At 63.6% G+C, this 21,453-nt stretch carries 25 protein-coding genes, 1 tRNA gene and 1 pseudogene; 14 read left to right on the top strand and 13 right to left on the bottom strand.

The features are described 5' to 3' along the window. Together EN745_RS05430 and EN745_RS05425 are read right to left on the bottom strand one after the other, a co-directional pair. Nucleotides 1–465 (bottom strand): annotated as a pseudogene (locus tag EN745_RS05430) (amidohydrolase/deacetylase family metallohydrolase); the annotation flags it as partial. Between the two features lie 31 nt (nt 466–496). Then, nucleotides 497–862 (bottom strand): RidA family protein, encoded by a 366-nt coding sequence (locus EN745_RS05425; protein WP_127420714.1) that lies wholly within the window; start codon nt 860–862, stop codon nt 497–499. Nucleotides 863–1,050: 188 nt separating this feature from the next. On the opposite strand from EN745_RS05425, the gene EN745_RS05420 reads away from it, so the two are divergent. Beyond that, nucleotides 1,051–1,536 carry a hypothetical protein gene (locus EN745_RS05420; RefSeq protein WP_127420713.1) on the top strand — a complete coding sequence of 162 codons (486 nt, stop codon included), beginning with the start codon at nt 1,051–1,053 and terminating at the stop codon, nt 1,534–1,536. Between the two features lie 22 nt (nt 1,537–1,558). Here EN745_RS05420 and EN745_RS05415 read toward each other — a convergent pair whose 3' ends face one another. From EN745_RS05415 to EN745_RS05405, 3 genes are all read right to left on the bottom strand, one after another. After that, nucleotides 1,559–1,747, bottom strand: coding sequence for a DUF3606 domain-containing protein (locus tag EN745_RS05415; RefSeq protein WP_126058336.1), 189 nt, complete (start codon nt 1,745–1,747; stop codon nt 1,559–1,561). 109 nt (nt 1,748–1,856) lie between these two features. Beyond that, complete coding sequence (locus EN745_RS05410) at nt 1,857–2,087, bottom strand: hypothetical protein (RefSeq protein WP_127420712.1); 231 nt, start codon at nt 2,085–2,087, stop codon at nt 1,857–1,859. Between the two features lie 134 nt (nt 2,088–2,221). Continuing rightward, nucleotides 2,222–2,413 (bottom strand): hypothetical protein, encoded by a 192-nt coding sequence (locus EN745_RS05405; protein ID WP_127420711.1) that lies wholly within the window; start codon nt 2,411–2,413, stop codon nt 2,222–2,224. A gap of 238 nt (nt 2,414–2,651) precedes the next feature. Between EN745_RS05405 and EN745_RS05400 the strand changes: the two genes are divergently transcribed. Beyond that, on the top strand, nt 2,652–3,086 hold the full coding sequence (locus EN745_RS05400; protein ID WP_126058339.1) for a hypothetical protein: 435 nt from the start codon (nt 2,652–2,654) through the stop codon (nt 3,084–3,086). Nucleotides 3,087–3,232: 146 nt separating this feature from the next. Here EN745_RS05400 and EN745_RS05395 read toward each other — a convergent pair whose 3' ends face one another. Beyond that, nucleotides 3,233–3,613 carry a hypothetical protein gene (locus tag EN745_RS05395; protein ID WP_245455388.1) on the bottom strand — a complete coding sequence of 127 codons (381 nt, stop codon included), beginning with the start codon at nt 3,611–3,613 and terminating at the stop codon, nt 3,233–3,235. Between the two features lie 213 nt (nt 3,614–3,826). Here EN745_RS05395 and EN745_RS05390 point away from each other — a divergent pair, with 213 nt between their 5' ends. Continuing rightward, nucleotides 3,827–4,264 carry a CBS domain-containing protein gene (locus tag EN745_RS05390; protein ID WP_126058341.1) on the top strand — a complete coding sequence of 146 codons (438 nt, stop codon included), beginning with the start codon at nt 3,827–3,829 and terminating at the stop codon, nt 4,262–4,264. 31 nt (nt 4,265–4,295) lie between these two features. Here the strand turns inward: EN745_RS05390 and EN745_RS05385 are convergent, their stop codons facing one another. Continuing rightward, nucleotides 4,296–5,315 carry an LLM class flavin-dependent oxidoreductase gene (locus EN745_RS05385; RefSeq protein ID WP_127420710.1) on the bottom strand — a complete coding sequence of 340 codons (1,020 nt, stop codon included), beginning with the start codon at nt 5,313–5,315 and terminating at the stop codon, nt 4,296–4,298. A gap of 461 nt (nt 5,316–5,776) precedes the next feature. Further along, nucleotides 5,777–6,235 (bottom strand): cupin domain-containing protein, encoded by a 459-nt coding sequence (locus tag EN745_RS05380; protein ID WP_127420709.1) that lies wholly within the window; start codon nt 6,233–6,235, stop codon nt 5,777–5,779. A 116-nt stretch (nt 6,236–6,351) separates the two neighbouring features. Between EN745_RS05380 and EN745_RS36825 the strand changes: the two genes are divergently transcribed. Together EN745_RS36825 and EN745_RS05375 are read left to right on the top strand one after the other, a co-directional pair. After that, complete coding sequence (locus EN745_RS36825; protein WP_245487649.1) at nt 6,352–6,549, top strand: LysR family transcriptional regulator; 198 nt, start codon at nt 6,352–6,354, stop codon at nt 6,547–6,549. Beyond that, nucleotides 6,522–7,271, top strand: a complete 750-nt coding sequence (locus EN745_RS05375; RefSeq protein WP_245487648.1) for a LysR substrate-binding domain-containing protein — start codon at nt 6,522–6,524, stop codon at nt 7,269–7,271. Before EN745_RS36825 ends, EN745_RS05375 begins: the two co-directional genes overlap by 28 nt. A 303-nt stretch (nt 7,272–7,574) precedes the next feature. Here EN745_RS05375 and EN745_RS05370 read toward each other — a convergent pair whose 3' ends face one another. The 3 genes from EN745_RS05370 to EN745_RS05360 form a co-directional block, all read right to left on the bottom strand. After that, nucleotides 7,575–9,293: an adenylate/guanylate cyclase domain-containing protein gene (locus EN745_RS05370; RefSeq protein WP_127399746.1), complete on the bottom strand. Its 1,719-nt coding sequence runs from the start codon at nt 9,291–9,293 to the stop codon at nt 7,575–7,577. A 447-nt stretch (nt 9,294–9,740) separates the two neighbouring features. Further along, nucleotides 9,741–11,489 carry an adenylate/guanylate cyclase domain-containing protein gene (locus EN745_RS05365; RefSeq protein ID WP_127420708.1) on the bottom strand — a complete coding sequence of 583 codons (1,749 nt, stop codon included), beginning with the start codon at nt 11,487–11,489 and terminating at the stop codon, nt 9,741–9,743. 420 nt (nt 11,490–11,909) lie between these two features. Then, nucleotides 11,910–11,999, bottom strand: a tRNA-Ser gene (locus EN745_RS05360). Nucleotides 12,000–12,369: 370 nt separating this feature from the next. On the opposite strand from EN745_RS05360, the gene EN745_RS05355 reads away from it, so the two are divergent. From EN745_RS05355 to EN745_RS05345, 3 genes are all read left to right on the top strand, one after another. Next, entirely contained in the window at nt 12,370–13,071 is a 702-nt protein-coding gene (locus tag EN745_RS05355; RefSeq protein ID WP_126058346.1) for a DUF2569 family protein, read from the top strand. Between the two features lie 115 nt (nt 13,072–13,186). After that, entirely contained in the window at nt 13,187–13,510 is a 324-nt protein-coding gene (locus tag EN745_RS05350) for a hypothetical protein (RefSeq protein ID WP_127420707.1), read from the top strand. Nucleotides 13,511–13,749: 239 nt separating this feature from the next. Beyond that, nucleotides 13,750–14,739, top strand: coding sequence for a BMP family ABC transporter substrate-binding protein (locus EN745_RS05345; RefSeq protein WP_127406149.1), 990 nt, complete (start codon nt 13,750–13,752; stop codon nt 14,737–14,739). Nucleotides 14,740–14,811: 72 nt separating this feature from the next. Here the strand turns inward: EN745_RS05345 and EN745_RS05340 are convergent, their stop codons facing one another. Both EN745_RS05340 and EN745_RS05335 read right to left on the bottom strand, forming a co-directional pair. Continuing rightward, nucleotides 14,812–15,249 (bottom strand): hypothetical protein, encoded by a 438-nt coding sequence (locus EN745_RS05340; RefSeq protein WP_127420706.1) that lies wholly within the window; start codon nt 15,247–15,249, stop codon nt 14,812–14,814. A gap of 16 nt (nt 15,250–15,265) precedes the next feature. Further along, nucleotides 15,266–15,472 (bottom strand): SlyX family protein, encoded by a 207-nt coding sequence (locus tag EN745_RS05335; RefSeq protein WP_187331332.1) that lies wholly within the window; start codon nt 15,470–15,472, stop codon nt 15,266–15,268. A 208-nt stretch (nt 15,473–15,680) separates the two neighbouring features. On the opposite strand from EN745_RS05335, the gene EN745_RS05330 reads away from it, so the two are divergent. The 6 genes from EN745_RS05330 to EN745_RS05305 all read left to right on the top strand — a co-directional run. Then, complete coding sequence (locus EN745_RS05330) at nt 15,681–17,213, top strand: ABC transporter ATP-binding protein (protein WP_127420705.1); 1,533 nt, start codon at nt 15,681–15,683, stop codon at nt 17,211–17,213. Continuing rightward, entirely contained in the window at nt 17,210–18,349 is a 1,140-nt protein-coding gene (locus tag EN745_RS05325; protein ID WP_126058352.1) for an ABC transporter permease, read from the top strand. Before EN745_RS05330 ends, EN745_RS05325 begins: the two co-directional genes overlap by 4 nt. A 1-nt stretch (nt 18,350) precedes the next feature. Continuing rightward, nucleotides 18,351–19,322 carry an ABC transporter permease gene (locus EN745_RS05320; RefSeq protein ID WP_126058353.1) on the top strand — a complete coding sequence of 324 codons (972 nt, stop codon included), beginning with the start codon at nt 18,351–18,353 and terminating at the stop codon, nt 19,320–19,322. A 55-nt stretch (nt 19,323–19,377) separates the two neighbouring features. Then, complete coding sequence (gene cdd, locus EN745_RS05315) at nt 19,378–19,770, top strand: cytidine deaminase (protein WP_126058354.1); 393 nt, start codon at nt 19,378–19,380, stop codon at nt 19,768–19,770. Then, nucleotides 19,767–20,576 (top strand): purine-nucleoside phosphorylase, encoded by an 810-nt coding sequence (locus EN745_RS05310; RefSeq protein ID WP_126058355.1) that lies wholly within the window; start codon nt 19,767–19,769, stop codon nt 20,574–20,576. The genes cdd and EN745_RS05310 overlap by 4 nt, the downstream gene beginning before the upstream one ends. Continuing rightward, on the top strand, nt 20,576–21,453 hold an 878-nt coding region (locus tag EN745_RS05305), incomplete at its 3' end, for a thymidine phosphorylase (RefSeq protein ID WP_245487647.1). The genes EN745_RS05310 and EN745_RS05305, both read left to right, overlap by 1 nt.

Genomic DNA, 21,453 nt, shown 5'->3' with positions numbered 1-21,453 from the left:
CTCGCGAACGGCAGCCACCGTTTCGCGCGGCTCGCAGAGCCTCAGATCGCTGCATTCGCCGACCGAGACCGTTTGCGAGAAACCGAAAATGCCGGCGAAGGAGATGTTGACGTAGGCGAGGATGCGGACCTTCGAACGCTCGATGACGTGGCGGCGAAAGCCGAGGAAATTGCCCGCGCCGGCGCTGCCGGCGTCGATGAAGGTAGTGGTGCCGCTCTTCGCCGCGAGCCGGTCGGCGTCGACACCGAGCGAGGTGCCGCCCCAGTAGACGTGGCTGTGCAGGTCGATGAGGCCGGGCGTGGCGAGGCAATCCCTCGCGTCGATCACTTGTTTCGCGTGTTCGGCGTCGATCGCCGCTTCGATCGCGGCGACATGGCCGTTGGCGAAGGCGAGGTCACGTGGCGCATCGAGCCCGGAAGCCGGATCGATAAGGCGGCCGCCCTTTATCAGGAGATCGAATTGCATCGGGCAGCCTCCGGTTGTTCTGGTCTCTCTGTCAGAGCGGCCGATAGGCGACGGCCTCGACCTCGATCTTGATGTCGATCATCAGCCGCGACTCGACCGTGGTGCGGGCCGGCGGATCCTTCGGGAAATGCCTGGCATAGACGGTGTTGAAGGTGCCGAAGTCGCGCGCGTCCTCCAGCCAGACTGTCGTCTTGACGACATCGTCCATGGTGCAGCCGGCAAGCGCCAGGGCCGCCTTGATGTTCTGAAGCACCTGCTCGGTCTGCTCGACGATGCCACCCTTGACCACCATGCCATCGCTGCCGACCGGCACCTGGCCCGAGACAAAGACGAAATCGCCGGCGCGGACGGCTGGCGAAAGCGGCACATGCGACGTTCCGAAACACTGCTTGGGCAAGGAATAGCCTCCTGGTCAGACATGGCAGGACTGTTCGGAGTCTGCCGTCGCCGACCCTCTATCCCTATTGGCGCGATCCTCCTAGTGCCGCTGGCTGGAGAGCAATATTTTTCGAGATGGATGTTGCTTTGCTAGAAGTGGATCAGCATGTTGCGCCGCCATGCCGGTCGCGATCCGGGAGAAAGAAAATGACCTTCGACAAGAACCCGTTTCCGGCCGGCGACGCCGATCGTCATGCGCTGTGGGAAATGCTGGTGCGGCGCGACATCGATGCCTTTCTCTCGCAGGACTGGTCGATGGTCGAGGACGATTTCGTCGCCGAGAGATTCTTCGGCATGCATGCGCATTTCCTCAACGACGCGGACGCCTGGCGGCTGCAGTTTCCGACGCTTGTCGCCTATCGCGACGAATGGCTGCGCCAGGCCAAGGAAACCGCGGCGACGGCATTCGCCGAGCCGCTGCGCGAGGCACTTTTTCGGGTCACCAACATGCGCGATATCGATGTCGACGGCGACCGGGCGGTGCTGCACAAGAAGTTCAACGGTTCCATCGCGAAGGCGGACGGCCGCGTCGACAGGCTGAAGTGGCAAACGCTCTATTTCTGCTCGAAGGTCGGTGGCCGCTGGAAGATAGCGGGCTTCGTCGGCTACATGCCGCACCCGCTGGGGAGCTAGGCTCGCGTCGGAAACCCTCGACCTACTGCCCTTTGATGCTCTCGGCGATCTCGTGCAGCACCTTGCGGTCGGTCCCGTGCCGCTTGATGAGCGTGCGGGCCTGTTCCGGCGTGATGCCTGCTTCCTCGGCGAAATGCCTGACCTCGTAGTCCTCGTCGCCGGCCACTTGCGAACGGTCGCGGTTGTCGGTCTTCGTCTTGTCGTCGGCCATGACTGCGTTCCTCGTTCAACACGAGATAACGAAAAGGGTCCGGTGGGGTTCCCCGGAACCTCGATTGGGCGCGACCTTTCTGAGCGCCGAGAGTTTTAGGTACGAGTTCCTAGTGGGTCCGATGATCGAAAACCACCGCCATGGTCTTACCAATTGCCGCCATGACAATCAGCTCGACCAGATGGTCGTCGCTGTCGTCGCAAGCCGGGCCGATGCGGCGGATGGCGTCGATCGCCGCCCTGGTCGATATGGTGTCGCCGGCACGGAATCTTGAAAGCGTAGATGAAACAAGTTCTTCGGCCGTCGAGTCGATAGCCGGCACTTTTGGCACGACGCTCATAGGCCTCCTCCTGCCATGAACCCTCACCCAAAAGGATGATACGCCGAATGCTGGTTTCTGCCAGCGAAATGGTGGTCCGACCAGTCACTGGAGACAGCCTGCCGCTATTTCAACCGACCTGTCCTCGATGATCCTCAGATAGGAACCGTCATGGACAGCACGATCCCGATCGCGTGCTTGGGCGGCGCGTCGTTCTCGTCGGGGTTGGGAACCGGGTCCTCGTCCGGAAGCCGCTGCGGCTCCGGCTCACGCATGGGCTTCGGTTCGGGTAGCGGCGGTGGGGGTGGCATGGGGGTGGGGTCGGGATTGGGAAGAATTGCCGTCATGTGATGTCCCTGCGCTCGGCCTCTCAGGCGCTATCATTCAGGCTCGACGTTAATGGGCGATACAGGCGGAACGGTCGCGCTCGCGTATGGTTCCGATCAGGCCCTACGCGCCGGCCGCGGCATGGGCCGAGCCACGCCCGAAAATGATTCACGACGCAGCCCGTTCGGGGCTTGCCGACCTCCAGCGGCGCCATAATTCCACAAGGGGGTGGGTCATCTGCTGAAACAGGAGGCGGCCGTGAAACACCAGACCGTAGACCAACTCAATGCCGTTGCCGACGTCCATGCCGAGGCGACGTATCTCTTCGCAACCCGCGGCCAGCGCCTCGAACGCTGGGCGCAACTTCTGGAGCAGGATCCCGACCGGCGCCTCGGGGCGCTCGCCGGCACCGAATACACGGCTCCCGACCTGCGCGACAGGATGCGCGCTTCGGGATCGCCGATCACGGTCGCCTTCGAGGATCCGGTCTTTCGCGCTCAGGGCCTGGCCGATGACAGCTACGGCGAAGCCAGGCGCTTCTTCGAGCTGAGCGACTGGCAGTTGCATGAGATCGTCTGCCATTGCCATGTCGGTGCGACGCTGCCGGCCAGATGGGCGGCCTCTCGCGTACGCGCGGCGAACTCGCCGGGATCCGGCTTCTTCGCCTGGCTGCGCGGCGTGTTCATGCACTGACGTAGCAGGCGAGCAGCGCGTCGATGCCGGCTCTGGTTAGACCTCGACCGGAGCCACTCGATCGAGGTAGCGAGATCGCGGCCAAGATGGTTCCGCAGTTGATTGCGGTCGTCGGTCGGGTCAGGCGCCTTCCCCCGGGGCGCTTGTCATGTCGTGGTTTGGATGATCAGCGTCAGCGTGCCATCATAATCGATGTTGGCAGCGACGACCTGCGAGGAGCTGAGCCCGTTGGCCTGCAAGACCGACAGTGCCTGCGGCGAGGCGTCGACTGAACGTTGCAGTTTCAAGAGATCCTCGGCGCTGGTCTCGGTGATCACGGCCTCCGCCTGCGCCTTGATTTCCGCCGGCAGGTCCTCGACCGCCACCAGGGCGATATTGGTGAAATCCTGTGCAGAGAGATCCTGATCGGGCGCCGTCTGGTCCGGCAGCGGCTCTTGCGCAGGGGGCAGGTTCTGGGGCCGCTGCGGCTCGGCGATCTGCGCCGAGACCGGTAGCGCCAGGGCGAGCGCCGAGAGCGTGACGATCATCGTCAACATCCGCATTGTCTTTCCTTCCATTCTCTCGGGGTGGGTTCCTTGCGTCACAACACTTCGACCGACCGATGGTTCCCGATGATGAAGGCTTCAGCGCGGAGCCGCCACCCGACAGCGTCATCTGGTTGAAGATGGAACGTTTCGGACAGGCGTTCATTCTTCCTGATCACCGCATTGGCGAGGGCGCTGCAACGCGAGGAGAGAATCATGAAAATCAGGGATTGCATGACGCAGGCCGTTCGGGTCGCCAGTCCGGACCAGACCTTGCGCGACGCGGCTCGGGCCATGGCCGATCTTGACGCCGGTGTTTTGCCCGTCGGCGAGAATGACCGGCTGGTCGGAATGATCACCGATCGCGACATTGCCGTTCGCGGCGTGGCGGAAGGCAAGGGGCCCGATACGAAGATCAGGGAAGTGATGAGCGCGGAGGTGAAATACTGCTTCGACGACCAGGAAGTGGACGATATCCTGCGCAACATGGGCGACCTCAAGCTGCGGCGGATGCCGGTCATCAGTCGCGAGCACCGGCTGGTCGGCATCATTTCGCTCGGCGATCTCGCCACCGCCGGCAATACTGAATGGGCTGGCGAGGCGCTTGGCGGCATTTCGCAGCCGGGCGGCGAGCATTCGCAGACCGCGCACTGACGGACCACGCCGGCGGCTCGAAATCGACCCGTCAGCGCCAGCCGAGGGCCGGCGCGACGAATTTGAGGATCGCCTCGATCACATGCGTATTGTAGGCGACGCCAAGCTGGTTGGGCACGGTGAGAAGCAGCGTGTCGGCCTCGGCGATCGCTTCGTCCGCCCTCAGCTGTTCTATGAGCACATCCGGCTCGGCCGCATAGGTGCGGCCGAAGACGGCGCGCTTCTCGGGTTCGATATAGCCGAAATGATCCTCGTCCTCGCTGCCGCCGAAATAGGCGCGGTCCATGTCGTTGACCAGCGCGAAGATGCTGCGGCTCACCGAGACGCGCGGCTCGCGGCTGTGGCCGGCCTCCGCCCACGCCTTGCGGAAGGCGCGGATCTGCTCGGCCTGCTGGATATGCAGCGGCTTGCCGCCCTCGTCGAACTTCAGCGTCGAGCTCTGCAAGTTCATGCCAAGCTTGGCCGCCCATTCCGCCGTGGCGTTGGTGGCCGCACCCCACCAGATCCTGTCGCGCAGGCCCTCTGACAAAGGCTCCAGGCGCAGCAGGCCCGGCGGATTGGGGAACATCGGCCGCGGATTGGGTTGGGCAAAGCCATGGCCGCGCAGCACCTCGAGGAAGACCTCGGCGTGGCGCCTGGCCATGTCGGCATCGCTCTTGCCCTCCTCGGGCACGTAACCGAAATAGCGCCAGCCATCGATCACCTGCTCCGGCGAGCCGCGGCTGATGCCAAGCTGCAGCCGGCCGCCGGCGATGAGGTCGGCGGCGCCGGCGTCCTCGACCATGTAGAGCGGGTTCTCGTAGCGCATATCGATGACGGCGGTGCCGAGCTCGATGCGGCGCGTCCTGGCGCCGGCGGCGGCCAGCAGCGGAAAGGGCGAGGCGAGCTGGCGGGCGAAATGGTGGACGCGGAAATAGGCGCCGTCCGCGCCCAGCTCCTCTGCGGCGACGGCAATGTCGATCGACTGGAGCAGCGCGTCGGCCGCCGAGCGCGTCCCCGACTGCGGCGACGGCGACCAATGTCCGAACGACAGAAAGCCAATTTTCTTCATGGGATTACCGGATGCGGGGTGGGCGGATTATGCGGGGTATGATGGCACATAGGCCTGCTGGCGGAGAGAGCGTCTTTCGATCATAGGCCTATAACATTGAAAATATTCATCTTTTTGTTGCGCAATTAGTTACACGGCCGGGGCGACAGAGGTCACGGGTTCTATAAGCTCGCTGCTCCGAGTCCGTCCACCCGTTTTGAGCGGTATCCGAGGGTCGCGCGCGCAAGGAATGTCAGGATCGCCATTTCCTGCAAGCAGACATTGCGGGCACGAAGTTGGAGGTCGAGGTTGCGCGTATCCATTCCTATTTGCGTACGATCATATCATCCGGTTGATCCAGAAGCGGGCGCCCCTTCGCTGGATTTCCAGCCTAGGCCAGGTCATCTGTCCTGAACGGTCATGACGAGGCGACGCGGGACACCGCGCCACCTCGTCATTGCGACTCTCGCTGACGGTTCGAACTAGTCAACCCACTTGGCCGGTCCACGGAACTCGATCCCATAGCGGCTCGCGAGTTCCGCCACTTCGGTCATCTGATCAGGAATGGCCAGTTCGCGTGCGGCCGCCTCGACGAAGAACTCCTCCAGCCCGCCGGGCGTCAAAATCGTAAGGTTGCGGCCTGGCTCGGCACTCGCAACGCGGAACGTGTGTGGTACGCCGCAGGGTAGGAAGATCGACGCGCCCGCGGGCACCATCATGAACTGACCGTCGAGCCAGAATTCGTAGGTGCCCTCGATCACGTGGATCACTTCGTCCTCATTGTGGTGCGCATGCACGGGCGGGCCGCCGCGCGAGGGCACGGTGGATTCGAAGACGCTGACTATGCCGCCGCTTTGGTATCTGCCGACATTGATCCTGTAGACCGTGTCCATCCATTTGACGGTGCGCGCTGCGCGCACCGAGCCTGGGGCGATGTCCATCGCGTTTCCCTTTCCATGTTCGGTCAACTAGGGTCGGTGCTGCAGCAACGTTTGCATTGTTAGAACAATGATCCGACTGGCGGAAATCGAATGATCGTATTCGGGATATTGGCGCCGTGAATTTGGCCGCGTTCGATCTCAATCTGTTGCGCGTTTTCGACGCCATGATGCTGGAGCGAAGTACGGTACGCGCCGGGGAACGGGTCGGCCTGTCGCAGCCGGCGGTCAGCTCGGCGCTCGGGCGCCTGCGCTCCATCCTCGGCGACGAGCTTTTCGTGCGCGACGGATGCCAACACCGCGCGCGCTCCAGCTGAAGGAGCCGGTGCGCCAGGCATTGGTGCAAATCGAATTGGCTCTAACGGCAAACGCAACGTTCGATCCTCGGACGTCGACCCGGTCCTTCATGCTGATCGGATCGGACTATTTCTCGGCTTTGCTCATGCCGAAGCTGGCGGCAAAGGTGGCGCCCGTTGCGCCGTCGATCACCCTCCAGATGATAGATCACCCTTCGACAGACGTTTTCGGCCTGCTGGGCGACGACAGGGCCGACATCGCGTTGGACCGGGCACTGGAGACGCCGGAGTGGATCGTCAGCCACAAGCTGTTCCGTTCCTGGCTTGTTTGCATCGCCCGCCGTGAGCATCCGTTGCTGGGGCCAAAGGGCATCAAGCCTGGAGAGACCATTCCTGCCGACGTTTTCTGCGCCATCCCGCAGGTGTTGCGTTCGGCCGACGGGGCCAAGACTGGAACCATAGATCCTGCGCTCGAAAGGCTCGGCCTGTCACGCAAGGTCGCCATGACCGTTCCGCATTTCCAGGCCGTGGCGCTCGCCGTAGCAACGAGCGAGCTGCTCGGCAGCATCCCGGCTCACTTTGCGCGTCTGGTGGCCGAACGTCTCGATTTGGATATTTTCATACCACCGATGGAACCGCCGGCTATGGACGTCACAATGTACTGGCACCGCCGATTTGATCGCGACGCCGGGAACGCTTGGCTTCGTGAGCAACTGGTGGCTGTTGCTTCGTTTGATCCGTAGGCTTTTGTGCATTGGCATCTCAACGTCCGCCATCGTTGTTCCCTCAACCACAAGCGGACCTACTGCTCTCAGCCCAAACAGGACGCTGACCACCTCGACGTTAAGCGACGCGATGGCGGACCAAGCGGTCCTGACAGTTTGTTACACAGATCAACACTTTGACCTTGAAGTGCTTCTATGGCGAAGGTTCAAAGCAATCCGCTTTGCGCAGCATCTCGGTCGTCGCGTGGCATTGCCCTCATAGTCAATAGACGAGCCTATACCCTGACGAGAGCAAGGCGGCGATCCAAAGCAATGCGCTTTTCAGTCGGGAAGGCCAGCCTTGCGATAGCCTTCGACGAAGCGCTGGAGCACTTCCTCGTCGTCGAATGGCTGCGATGTTGCCCAATGCCTGATGCTGAAATGGGGATTGCTCATCATGAAGAATTCCGCTTCCTGACGGGCTTCATCCAGGCGCCCGACCTGCGTGAGGGCTGCCGCCAGCATGCGCCGCGACGTGGTGCGGTAGGTTTCCGGTTTGCGTAAAGCCTCGACCGCGGATTGATAGTCGCCGAGCGCATAATAGGCTTGGCCTGCCATCCAATAGTACCACCCCGGTGGGTGCGGATTGAGCCGCAAAGCCCGCTTCACGAATTCGACGCCCTTGACCGCGTCGCCCCTCAAGGTGATGAGATCCGAGCGCATCGCCCATGCATCGGCATGATTGGGATCGAGCCTGAAGGTCGCCTCGAATTCGGCATCCGATTCCGCGTATCGCCGTTCGTGACCAAGTATGATGCCCAGCCCCCAGCGGTTCCCGGCATCGTTAGGGTCGAGCGCCACAGCCCGTTGCGCTTCAGCCAGCGCGCGAGGCTGGTTGGTTTCCTTCGGCTCGTTCCAGAACAGCCAGCCAAGCCAAAGATTGAGGGCCAGCAAGCTATGTGCCTCGGCATAGTCGGGATCGAGTCCGATCGCCCTTTCCAGGAGCATGCGCGCTTCCCGCGCGCCTAACCCGGTCTGAAAACTGACGCCGCGGGCTCGCACGCAGAGGTCATAGGCTTCGAGACTTGACGGCCGTTTGCGCGCCGGCTGTCCGGCCAATCGGCCGACAAGGGCTTCGACGATCTTGGCCGTGACCTCGTCCTGCACTGCAAAGATATCCTCGAGGCTGCTGTCGTAGCGCTCGGCCCAGATATGATCGCCGCCGATCGCGTCGATCAACTGCGCGTTGATGCGCACGCGCGCTGCAGCGCGCCGGGCGCTGCCTTCAACCACATAGCGCACCCCAAGATCACGCGCGGCCAAACGCACATCGACCGACCTCCCCTTGTAAGCAAAGGTCGAGTTGCGCGCGATGACGAAGAGGCCGGCTGAGCGAGACAGGTCGGTGATCAGGTCTTCGGTCAAGCCGTCGACAAAGGTTTCCTGCTCCGGATCGTTGCTCATGTTGGTGAAAGGCAAAACCGCGATTGAGGGCTTGTCGGGCAATTCCAGCGATGCCAGTCGCCCGACCGGAGCCGCTCTCGGAAGCTGCAGGTTCACGCGATAGCAGTATATCGGCTCGGCTATGTTCTTCACCCGCTGCTCGCCCATGGGCTCGAACGCAAACGCCAGCTTCTGCCTGACCTCCTTGGACACCTTCTCCGAAACGCAGATGCCACCGGGCTCGGCGAGTTGTTGGAGGCGCGACGCCACATTCACGCCCTCGCCATAGCGATCGTCCCCTTCGACGATCACTTCCCCAAGGTTGATCCCGATCCGGACTTCGAAGCGCTGGTCTTCGGCGACGCTCGCGTTACGTTCCGCCATGCCGCGCTGAAGCGTGACCGCGCATTCGACCGCATCTACCACGCTGCCGAACTCCGCCAGCAGGCCGTCTCCCATCAGCTTGAAGATTCGCCCGTGTCGCGTCTCGATTTCCGGCTCGAACAGCTCTTTGCGGCCACGTTTCAGCCGATCGAATGTGCCCGCTTCATCCGCCTCCATGAGCGCCGAGTACCCTACGACATCGATGGCAAGGATGGCAGCGAGCTTCCGCTCCATGTTGGGCCCCAGTCAAGATTCGCGACACGCAAGCCGCAGGCCCGAGGCAGTTAGGGACCGGCGCTTCCAGCGTGCCCTCACCGGCCTATCATACCACAGATCACGCTTCTTGAGGCTATGCTCGCGCGACGCCTTGGCGACCCTACCGCAGCGCCACCGACGAGCGAGTCCCACCTTCCCTGCCGCTTGTTCGCGGCAGTTGCCTCGCAATCGGACCGTGACGGCTTCGGGTCCAATCCAGGGCCTCAGCTCCATCGGTTTAAATGTCCGCTACTCGCTTCGCGTACGCCAGAAGCGGTCGGTCCGCCCTGAGCGACGCCATGGATGACGCGGGATCGCTTGTACGGCGCCCTACGGCGAGTTGTGCCGGGCCGACGCCACCCACGGTGCGGTCTTTGCGATCTCGGTGCGTTCCCAACTCGTGATCGATGCGCCAGCCTGGCAGCGCTATTCCGGCAGCCCCGCCTTTCGCAAACCTTCTGCAAGCAGAGCCATATGGGCTGGGACGGCTGAAACGAAGTCGGCGAGATTGGAAATTCGTTGGCCCGGATCGAGGGCGAGAATTCGGCTCACGACCTTTTGCGCATCCTCGGTTCGGCCGGCGTGAGCATAGCTTGCAGCGGCAAAGCGCAACGACGGCAAAAAGTCCGGCTTTTCCCGCAACGACCTTTCAGCCCAAGATGATGCCTCCTCAAATCGACCAGCGAAGAGATGAGCCACTGCAACCGCATTCTGCATGTCGAACATGAGCGGGTCGACTGGGCTCATGCGTATCGCAGTCGCCAGGTGCCGAAGTGAGGTTTCCGTATCGCCGAGGTCGGCTCTGATCCAGCCGCTGAATAGCCACGCGGTAGCCAGGTTCGGATTGAGCGCAAGCGCGCGATCAATGAACGCTGCCCCGCTATTGTTGTCGCCCACGACGTAGGCGAGCGCGGTCCCGCCGCGGGAAAGAGCGATCGCGTCATCCCTGCCCAAATCCACGGCCTTCAGAGCCAGGCGCTCGGTTTCGGCGGTTTCTTGCTTGCGATCCGTCATCCAACCGTTCGCCTTGCGAATGACGGCACACCAGGCGGCCATGCCGTATGCCGAGGCAAATTCAGGGTCGAGTTCGATGGCCTTGTAAAACAACTGGAGGGCGTTTGCGGTGGATTCCCTGGTCAACTGGTGGAGGCTTGCTATCCCGCGCAGATAGTAGTCGTAAGCGTCAAGGTGCTCGGTCGGCTTGCGCTTGGCCCGCTCGATCTCTGCCTGTTCCAGCTTCGGAGCGATCGCTCCGACGACGCTCCTGGTCACTTCCTCCTGCAGCTCAAAAACGTCCTCCAGCTCGCCGTCGAAATGGTCGGCCCATAGATGTGCTCCCGTTGTCGCGTCGATAAGCTGCCCGGTGATGCGAACCCTGCTCGCCGCCTTGCGCACGCTCCCTTCAAGCACGTAGCGCACACCAAGCTCGCGTCCGACCTGCTTAATGTCCACTGCCCGTCCCTTGTAGGTAAAGCTCGAGTTGCGCGCGATGACGAACAGCCAGCGCGTCCGGGACAGCGCGGTGATGATCTCCTCCACCATGCCGTCTGCGAAGTAGCCCTGCTCGGGGTCGCCACTCATGTTGTCGAATGGCAAGACCGCGATGGACGGTTTTTCGGGAAGCATCAGCCTCTCCCTTGTCGAGAATACCGGAGTTGGTTTTGCTCGACTGACCTGATAGGCGCGCACCGCCTCCACGATGTTGTGGACCTGATGGCTACCGAGGTCGGTGTAGGCATAGTCTAGTTTACCCTTTACCTGCTCGTAGACGTTGCTCGCGACGCAGACGCCGCCAGCCTCTGCAAGCTTCTCGATCCGCGCGGCGATGTTCACACCATCACCGTAGATTGTGTCGTCCTCTGCAATCACGTCGCCCAAATTCAGGCCCATGCGGAAAGTCATGCGCTTGTCTTCGGGCAAACTTGCATTGTGAGCGGCCAATCCCTCCTGGGCTTCGACCGCGCACTGTACCGCGTCGACCGCGCTGGCAAATTCGACAAGCAGACTGTCGCCGGCGGAACCAACGATGCGTCCATGGGCCTGCGCGATCCTAGGCTCGATCACCTCGGCGCGAAGGTGCTTCAACTGCGTGAGTGTGCCAACCTCGTCGGCTCCCATGAGGCGGCTGTAGCCGACGACGTCGGCAGCAAGGATTGCGGTGAGGCGTCGCTCCATACTTGTGTCCTGCCTCTTCCGTAGGTCGAAGCTTCGGGCGGCGAGCGTATTCTAGTCCTACCTCGAATGCGAGCGTCCAGTGCCGGCGCCGACAGCGATCAACTCACCACGTTTCTTGGGCCATTCCTCACACGGCGTCGTTTATGGTCCGATCGCGGGTGCTGCCGACGGGCTACTTTGGGTCAGGTCACGACTATGTCCCCGTTCAACCGAACGTCCGCTTTTGAACAACCGCAGCCTGAACCTGCCAGTCCGCCCTCGGCCCCAAAACAGGGCGCTGACCTCCTCGAGGTTGAGCGACGCCATGGCGGACTATGCGGATTCCTGACCGTAGGTTACACAGACTAACGACGCTTCGACCTTGAAGCGCTTCTATGAGTTAACTAACTATTTGAAATAATTAACTTATTAGAAAAATTCTGGCGGAGAGAGCGGGATTCGAACCCGCGTTACGGTTTCCCGTAAACACACTTTCCAGGCGTGCGCCTTCAACCACTCGGCCACCTCTCCGTCCTTGCACGAGCGCACCGGCCGGTTTTGCCGCGCGGGTTGGGGATATGCAGTCCCTTGGGAATTTCGCGCGGTATTTCCGCACCTCGAGCGCCCTCAACCGGCGGACACTCAATCCCGGCGCCCATAGCCGTCGAAGCAAGAGGCGCGGGGCTCATCTAGTCGATCCCGCGGCGAATGCCAAGCCATAATGGCGCTTTGTCGGCTTTGCCGCATAAGGGACCGTTCGCGCGGCCGCCGCCACGGCTTGGCCACGCACCCGCGGCCGAATGATGTGCACAGACCGGGCGGCACAGCCTGTCATTGCTTGACTTCGCCATCCGTCCGCTGTCCTTGTGGACACAAGGCTTTGCGGGGGCACAGTCCGGAGATGACTTCGACCAACCAGGGGCCGGCGGCGCGGCCGGAGAGCGGGCTGTCCTACGTGCCCGTGGCGTGGCTCGTCATCGTCATGGCCAGGTCGGTCTATGGCCTGATGTCGACATGGCGGTTGGTCGGCGATTCCAGCCTGCCGGAAAGCGTCTTCTTCCTTATCTATGGCGGCCTTGTCGCGGGCATCGTCACCATCCTTTGGGGGCTTTACCTGCTCGGCCTCGCCTTCAATCGCTCGGCGCGCTTCCCGCGCCATTTCACCATCTGGCAGGTCGCGACCATCCTTTGGCTGCTGGCGCAGCAGGCCTATGTGCTTCTGACGCCCGACTTCGTCTTCTCGGCGAGGAGCCTTGTCTTTACCGGCGGCGAGATCGCGATTGGCCTGCTTTGCCTCTACCTGCTGCGCCGCGGTGCCGGTGCCGATGCGGTCTATGCCAATGCGGAAACCGAGAGCCCGCCGGTGCTGGTTTCGGTGGTGGCGGCCTTGCTCGGCATCATCCTTGGCGCGGCGATCGGCGCCTGCGCCGGCTTTGCCGCGGGCTCGCTGATCGCGGATGCCAGCGACATGAGTTGCTTCGAGGGCGCCTGCGGCTATTTCGCCGTGTTCATCGGCCTCGCCGGGCTGATCATCGGCGCCATCGCTGGCGGGGTGTTCGCGGTCTGGCGCGTCAACCGACGCAAACGCAAGCCGGCGGTATAGCTCAAATTCGTGTGTGACGATTGCCGGCGGCGCGCGCTCGCTCTATTTCTCTGACGGGGAAGGGACGAAACCCGGGTCTGTGACGGCCCGGTTTCGTCTTGGGGAGGAAGTCTCGATGCTACGTTTCATCTTTCGTCTCGCGGCGATGGTCGCGCTTTCGGTTTCCGTCATCATGGCGGTGGTCGACGTGACGCGCTCGGTGGCGGCCTCGGCGCTGGTCATGACCCCGCTCAATACGAGTTGGTTGGCGGTATCACCCGACACCCGCGCAGCCTTCGAGACCTACGTGCGCGACAAGGCCAGCCCGCTTCTCTGGGACGGCGTCATTGCCTGGGTGCTCGGCCAGCCCGGTTTCGCGGTGTTCGCGGTGGTGGCCTTCCTGTTTTATGCCATCGGTTACCGGCGGCAGCGGCGGGGCGGCGCGGTCGCTCCGACCTGATGGTCCGCGGTGTGCCATCCGACGCCCAAGCCGGCCGGCGAACCGAATGATGCGCCGCGCCGCATGCCGGCGCGATGCTTTTCCAAAAGGTCAAAATTCCACGTGAATTTTGTTTCGGGCCGTGCCAGATTGGCCGCGAGCGGGAGGGGCATACTTCCTGCCAGACGTCGTCTGCCCGCCGGAGAACCGGGCTGGCAGGCGGTGCGTAACGGAAAAATAACCGACAGGGTGTGGATCACATGAAACGTATCGTTCTTGGCCTTCTGGCCGCAACCGCAATGGTTCTTCCGGCTTTCGCCGCGGATATCCAGCCGGCGATTCTCTACGATCTCGGCGGCAAGTTCGACAAATCGTTCAACGAGGCATCCTATAACGGCGCTGAGAAGTTCAAGACCGAGACCGGCATCGCCTATGTCGAATTCGAAGTCTCCAACGCCACCCAGCGCGAGCAGGCGCTGCGCCGCTTCGCCGAGGACGGCCGCAATCCGATCGTCATGGCCGGCTTCTCCTGGGCGGACGCACTGGACAAGATTGCCACCGAATTCCCCGACACCAAGTTCGCCATCATCGACATGGTCGTCGACAAGCCTAACGTCCGCTCCGTCGTCTACAAGGAGCAGGAAGGCTCCTATCTCGTCGGCGTGATGGCGGCGATGGCCTCGAAGTCCAAGAAGGTCGGCTTCATCGGCGGCATGGACATCCCGCTGATCCGCAAGTTCGGCTGCGGCTATGTCGGCGGTGCCAAGTCGGCCGGCGCCACCGAGGTGATCCAGAACATGACTGGCGACACGCCGGCCGCCTGGAACGATCCGGCCAAGGGCGGTGAGATCGCCAAGACGCAGATCGACCAGGGCGCCGACGTGATCTACGCGGCGGCCGGCGGAACCGGCGTCGGCGTGCTGCAGGCGGCGGCCGATTCCGGCAAGCTCGGCATCGGCGTCGATTCCAACCAGAACGGGCTGCAGCCCGGCAAGGTGCTGACCTCGATGGTCAAGCGCGTCGACGTCGCCGTCTACAACACCTTCATGGATGCCAAGAACGACAAGTTCACCGCCGGCATCAACGACCTCGGCCTCAAGGAAGGCGGCGTCGACTACGCCATGGACGACAACAACAAGGCGCTCGTCGACGATGCCATGAAGACAGCAGTCGAAAAGGCAAAGGCCGACATCATCGCCGGCACCGTCAAGGTGCACGACTACATGTCGGACAATGCCTGCCCGTATTGATCGGCGCTGATCTTCAGCAATGCGGACCGCCGGGTGCAAACCCGGCGGTCTTGTTTTTCGCGGAATGCATAGTCATGGCAGAAGTGTGCCCTCGGCTGACCAAGCGCCGGTCAGGTAGCCGAGCGCGAAGGCGGCCACCAGCGCCATGGCAACGACAAACCCGCGCCGGCCGCCAAGGGCGTGCAGGCCGACGTCGTAGCGCGGACGCTCCAGCCTGCGAATGACGGGTGGCCGCGCTTCCGCGCGGCTGTCGCCGCTGCCAACGCCGGCAAGCCGCATCTGCGGCAATTCGGCGATGCGCTGGGTGACCAGATTCCAGCGTTTGTCGGTCGCCCCGTCCGCCGGCGCGGCGGGGTCGAAGGCGCGCATGCGCTCGGCCAGGCGCTGCACCGCGTCGCGGAAGGCGGGGTCGATTTCGAGGTCGCGTTCGGCGCGCCGGCGCTCGATGTCGTTCATCAGGCCGAACACATAGTCGCCGGCGCGGGCGATGCGGTCGCTTTCACTGGCCATCACGCTTCTCCCTCCCTCACCAATGCGGCGGCTTGGTGACCGGCACGTCGGACGCGGCCTGCTCCTCCAGGGCCAGGAAGCGGTCGGTGAGCGCGCTGAGCTTACGTTCCATTCGCTCGATCACCTTCCACTGCTCGGCGATCTGGCCTGACAGTTCCTCGATGGTCTTTTCCTGCTCGGCGGCGCGGATTTCCAGCGTCGTCAGCCGGTCGGCAGGCATGATCATTTCAAACCCCGGTCAGTTGCGCTCACAGGCGACGTATCCGTCGCGTTCCCCACATTAGCGAATGTGAAGGTCCCGGCCACGTTCGAAATTGACAAGCGCGCGGGGATTTGTCGAGAGTGGACAACCCTCCGGCCAATTGGCACGGGCAGGGCAGCATGCTAGGCGTTTTGACCAAGCGATAAAAAAACTGAGTGGGACAGGCTGCATGGCGCAAGCCGCAATCGAGCTGATCGGCATCAACAAGAGTTTTGGCGCCGTGCGCGCCAACCGCGATATCAATCTGGAGGTCGCGCGCGGCACCATCCACGGCATTGTCGGCGAGAACGGCGCCGGCAAGTCGACGCTGATGTCGATTCTGTACGGCTTCTACCAGGCCGACAGCGGCGAGATCCGCGTCGGCGGCCAGCCGGCGTCGATCAAGACGCCGAATGACGCCATCGCGCTCGGCATCGGCATGGTGCACCAGCATTTCATGCTGGTTGACAATTTCTCGGTGCTGGAAAACGTCATCCTCGGCGCCGAGAGCGACGCATTGCTGAAGAGCAGCATCGCCAAGGCGCGCTCGGAGCTGGAGCGGCTGGAACGCGAATACGGGCTGGAAGTCGATCCCGACGCGATCATCGAGGAACTGCCCGTCGGCCTGCAGCAGCGCGTCGAAATCCTCAAGGCGCTCTATCGCGGCGCCGAGATCCTGATCCTCGACGAGCCGACCGGCGTCTTGACGCCGGCCGAGGCAGACCATCTGTTCCGCATCCTCAAACAGCTGAAGGACCAGGGCAAGACGGTGGTGCTGATCACCCACAAGCTGCGCGAGATCATGGCCATCACCGACACGGTCTCGGTGATGCGCCAGGGCACGATGGTGGCAACCAGGGTGACAAAGGAGACCACGGTCGGGGAACTGGCCGAGCTGATGGTCGGACGGCGTGTGCTGCTCAGGGTGGAGAAGGGCGAGGCGGAAGCCGGCGCCGTCAAGCTCGCGGTCAAGAACCTGACGGTCAAGGATTCGCGCGGCGTCACCATGGTCGACGACGTCTCCTTCGACCTGCGCGCCGGCGAGATCGTCGGCATCGCCGGCGTCGCCGGCAACGGGCAGTCCGAACTGCTCGAGGCGATTTCCGGCATCCGCCATGCCGTCTCCGGCTCGGTCATGCTCGACGGCAAGCCGATCGACCTGACCGGCAAGGCCGATCCCGGCGAACTGCGCGACCGCGGGCTCGCCCATGTGCCGGAGGACCGGCACCATGTCGGCCTGGTGCTGGCCTTCGAGGAGAACGAGAACTCGATCCTCGGCTATCACGATGACGAGCGCTATCTGAAGGGGCCGCTGCTCGACATCGACGCCATCCGCAACAACGCCAAGGACAAGATCGCCAAATACGACATCCGCCCCGCCGACTGCCGGCTGAAAACGGCCAATTTCTCCGGCGGCAACCAGCAGAAGATCGTGCTGGCGCGGGAAATGGAGCAGGACCCGGGCGTGCTGATCGTCGGCCAGCCGACGCGCGGCGTCGATGTCGGCGCAATCGAATTCATCCACAAGCGGCTGATCGCCATGCGCGACCAGGGCAAGGCGGTGCTGGTGGTGTCGGTCGAGCTGGACGAAATCCGCTCGCTCTCCGACCGCATCCTGGTGATGTTCGCCGGCCGCATTGTCGGCGAGCGCGGTCCGGAAGCGACAGAAGGCGAGCTCGGCCTGCTGATGGCCGGCGTCGAGCAGCGGGAGGCCGCGGAATGAGCACGCCCTACGCCAAGCTTCCGGCCTGGGCCGACTACGGCCTGATCCCGGTGATCAATCTGTTCGTCGCCTTCGTCGTCGCCGGCTTCGTGGTGGTCCTGGTCGGTGAAAACCCGTTCCGCGCCGCGGTCATCCTGGTCCAGGGCGCCTTCGGCAAGGGGACGGGCATCGCGTTCACGCTCTTCTACGCCACCACCTTCATCTTCAGCGGGCTGTCGGTGGCGGTCGCGGCGCATTGCGGCCTGTTCAACATCGGCGGTGAGGGCCAGGGCTACATAGCCGGGCTCGGCATCGGCGTCGTCTGCCTCGCCTTCGACAGCATTCTGCCATGGTGGCTGACCTTTCCGCTGGCCATCGTCGCCGCCGCGGCGATGGGGGCGCTGTGGGCGCTGATCCCGGCCTATCTGCAGGCCCGGCGCGGCTCGCACATCGTCATCACCACCATCATGTTCAACTTCATCGCCGCCAGCGTCATGGTCTACGCGCTGGTCGGCTTCCTGAAGCCGCTCGGCTCGATGGCGCCGCAGACGCGCACCTTCCTCGACGGCGCGCAATTGCCGAAGCTCAACTGGGTGATCGAACTGTTCGGCGCCAAGATTCGCTCGGCGCCGCTCAACGTCTGCTTCCTGCTTGCGCTGCTGATGGCGTTCCTGGTCTGGCTGCTGATCTGGCGCACCAGGCTGGGCTACGAGATGCGCACCTATGGCCACAGCCCGAAGGCGGCGCGCTATGCCGGCATTTCGGAAACGCGAATCGTCATTGTCGCGATGATGATCTCGGGCGCGCTGGCCGGCATGATGGCGCTGAACCCGACCATGGGCGACCAGCACAATGTCGCGCTCGATTTCGTCTCCGGCGCCGGTTTCGTCGGCATCGCGGTGGCGCTGATGGGACGTCTGCATCCGGTCGGCATCGTGCTGGCGGCGATCCTGTTCGGCATGCTCTACCAGGGTGGCGCCGAGCTTGCCTTCGAGATGCCGGCGATTTCGCGCGACATGATCGTCATCATCCAGGGCCTGGTCATCCTGTTCGCCGGCGCGCTCGAACATATGTTCCGGCCCTATGTCCAGGCGCTGTTCGCTTCGGTCAGCCCAAAAGCGGTCGGCATCGAAGCGGTCAAGGGGAAGGGCGCCTGAGATGGATTTCTTCATCGCCATTGTGCAGATACTCGACTCGACCATCCGCCTGTCGGTGCCGCTGCTCCTGGCATGCCTCGCCGGCCTCTATTCGGAGCGCGCGGGCGTCTTCGATATCGGGCTCGAGGGCAAGATGCTTGTCGGCGCCTTCGCCGGCGCCGCCGCCGCCTCGGTGCTGCACTCGGCCCTGCTCGGCCTCGGCACGGCCATCCTGATCTCGGTCGCCTTCGCCATGGTGCACGGCTTCGCCTCCATCACCCATCGCGGCAACCAGATCGTATCCGGCGTGGCGATCAACTTCATCGCCGCCGGCTCGACCATCATGCTCGGCCAGCACTGGTTCCAGCAGGGCGGCCGCACGCCGGCGCTGGCGCCGGGCGAGCGCTTCGAGGCGATCATCTGGCCCGGCGCAGACGCGGTCCGCGACGTGCCGATCATCGGACCGATCTATTCGGAGCTGATCTCCGGCCACTCGATACTGGTCTATTTCGCCTTCCTGATGGTGCCGTTCGCCTGGTGGGTGCTCTACCGCACCCGCTTCGGCCTCAGGCTGCGCGCCGTCGGCGAAAACCCAGCCGCCGTCGACACGGCCGGCATCTCGGTCGCCTGGCTGCGCTACCGGGCCCTGATCTGCACCGGCATCCTAACCGGGGTTGCCGGCGCCTATCTGTCGATGGTGCAGAATGGCGGCTTCGTGAAGGACATGACCGCCGGCAAGGGCTACATCGCGCTGGCGGCACTCATCTTCGCCAAATGGAAGCCGGTCAACGCCATGTTCGCCTGCCTTTTGTTCGGCTTCCTCGACGCGCTGTCGATCCGCCTGCAAGGCACGCCGTTGCCAATCATCGGCAAGGTGCCGGTGCAGTTCATGCAGGCGCTGCCCTATGTGCTCACCGTGATCCTGCTTGCCGGCTTCATCGGCAAGGCGATCCCGCCGCGCGCCGGCGGCGTGCCCTATGTCAAGGAACGCTGAGGCAAACGCGGAAGCGAACCGGCTTTTGGACAAGATCGTGGGAGAGAACAACTGAATGTCGCATGATCTGTTCGAGGCGGCCAAGGCTGCGATGGCCAAGGCCTATGCGCCCTATTCGAAATTTCCGGTGGGCGCGGCATTGCGCACCGAGGATGGGCGCGTCTTTGCCGGCGCCAACATCGAGGTGGCCTCCTATCCCGAGGGCTGGTGCGCCGAAACCACCGCGCTTGGCCACTACATCATGGGCGGCGGCGGCAAGATCACCGAGATCGCGGTCATTGCCGAGCGCATGGCCAAATGCTCGCCCTGCGGTGGCTGCCGGCAGCGTCTGGCGGAGTTCTGCCGGCCGGAGACGAAACTCTATCTGTGCGACAATGGCGGCGTGGTCGAGACCGTGACCATGGGCGACATGCTGCCTTACGGCTTCAGGGGCGACATACTGAAATGATGGAAAAGGCGCTCGATCATCTCGTCGAAAGGCTGGACGGGCTGGCGCCCGCGGTCGCGCTGGTGCTGGGTTCGGGCCTGGGCGGCCTCGTCAGCAAGGTCGAGGATGCCAGGCGCATTTCCTATGCCGAACTGCCGGGCTTCCCAAGAAGCGGCGTCAGCGGCCACGCGGGCGAGGTTGTGGCGGGGTATTTCGCCGGCTCCCCGGTGCTGATGCTGTCCGGCCGCGCGCACTATTACGAGCACGGCAACGCTGGGGCGATGCGTCCGGCGCTCGAGGTGCTGGCCGGCATCGGCATTTCGCAGCTCATCCTCACCAATGCCGCCGGCTCGGTCGATCCGGAAATGGGGCCGGGCTCGGTGATGCAGGTTACCGACCACATCAATTTCTCGGGCTCCAACCCGCTGATCGGCGAGCCCAGCGACCGCCGCTTCGTCGGCCTCACCGAGGCCTATGATGCGGGCCTGCGCAAGGCGATCGAGAAGGCGGCCAAGGCGACCGGCACCACGCTCCATAAGGGCGTCTATATGTGGTTCTCCGGCCCGTGCTTCGAGACGCCGGCCGAGATCCGCATGGCGCGCATCATGGGCGCCAACGCCGTCGGCATGTCGACGGTGCCGGAGGTCATTCTCGCCCGCTTCCTGGGCTTGCGCGTCGCCGCCTGTTCGGTCATCACCAACCTCGCTGCCGGGATGACCGGAGCGGAGCTTTCGCACCAGGAGACCAAGGACATGGCGCCCATCGGCGGCGCGCGGCTGGCGACGATCCTCGAGCGCCTGTTCCGCGACGGGTTGCCAGAGAGCTGATGCTGCCGCAGGAAATTATCCGCCGCAAGCGCGATGGCCACAGGCTGTCGGCGCCGGAGATCGCGGCTTTCATCGAAGGGCTGAGCGCCGGCACCGTCACGGAAGGCCAGGTCGGCGCTTTCGCCATGGCGGTGTTCTTCAACGGCATGAGCCGCGAGGAGGCGGGGGCATTGACCATCGCCATGCGCGATTCCGTGGGCGGGCTCGACTGGTCCGATCTGCCGGGCCCGGTCACCGACAAGCATTCGACGGGCGGTGTCGGCGACAATGTCTCGCTGATGCTGGCGCCGATCGTCGCCGCCTGCGGCGCCTATGTGCCGATGATCTCCGGCCGTGGCCTTGGCCATACCGGCGGCACGCTGGACAAGATGGATGCGATCCCCGGCTACATCAGCCAACCGGACGTGGCGCGCTTGCGCAAGACGGTGCTCGAAACCGGCTGCGCCATAATTGGCCAGACCGCCGACCTGGCGCCCGCCGACCGTCGCTTCTACGCGATCCGCGACGTGACGGGCACGGTGGAATCGGTACCGCTGATCACCGCCTCGATCCTGTCGAAGAAGCTCGCCGCCGGGCTCGGATCGCTTGTACTCGACGTCAAGGTTGGCAATGGCGCCTTTATGGAGAAGTCGCGTGATGCAACAGCACTTGCCAGCAGCCTGGTCGGGGTCGCCAACGGCGCGGGTCTGAAGACTTCGGCGCTGGTTACCGGTATGAACGAACCGCTGGCGTCGGCTGCCGGCAACGCCGTCGAGGTGCGCAACGCCGTCGACTTCCTCACCGGGCGCCTGCGAGATCGGCGGCTGGAGGATGTGACGTTGGCGCTCGCCGCCGACATGCTGCAATCGGCCGGGCTGGCCGCGTCGAACCAGGACGG

Origin of the sequence: Mesorhizobium sp. M4A.F.Ca.ET.022.05.2.1, assembly GCF_003998845.1 — a bacterium.
Lineage (GTDB): Bacteria > Pseudomonadota > Alphaproteobacteria > Rhizobiales > Rhizobiaceae > Mesorhizobium.
This window is presented reverse-complemented; position numbering and strand designations above follow the sequence as displayed.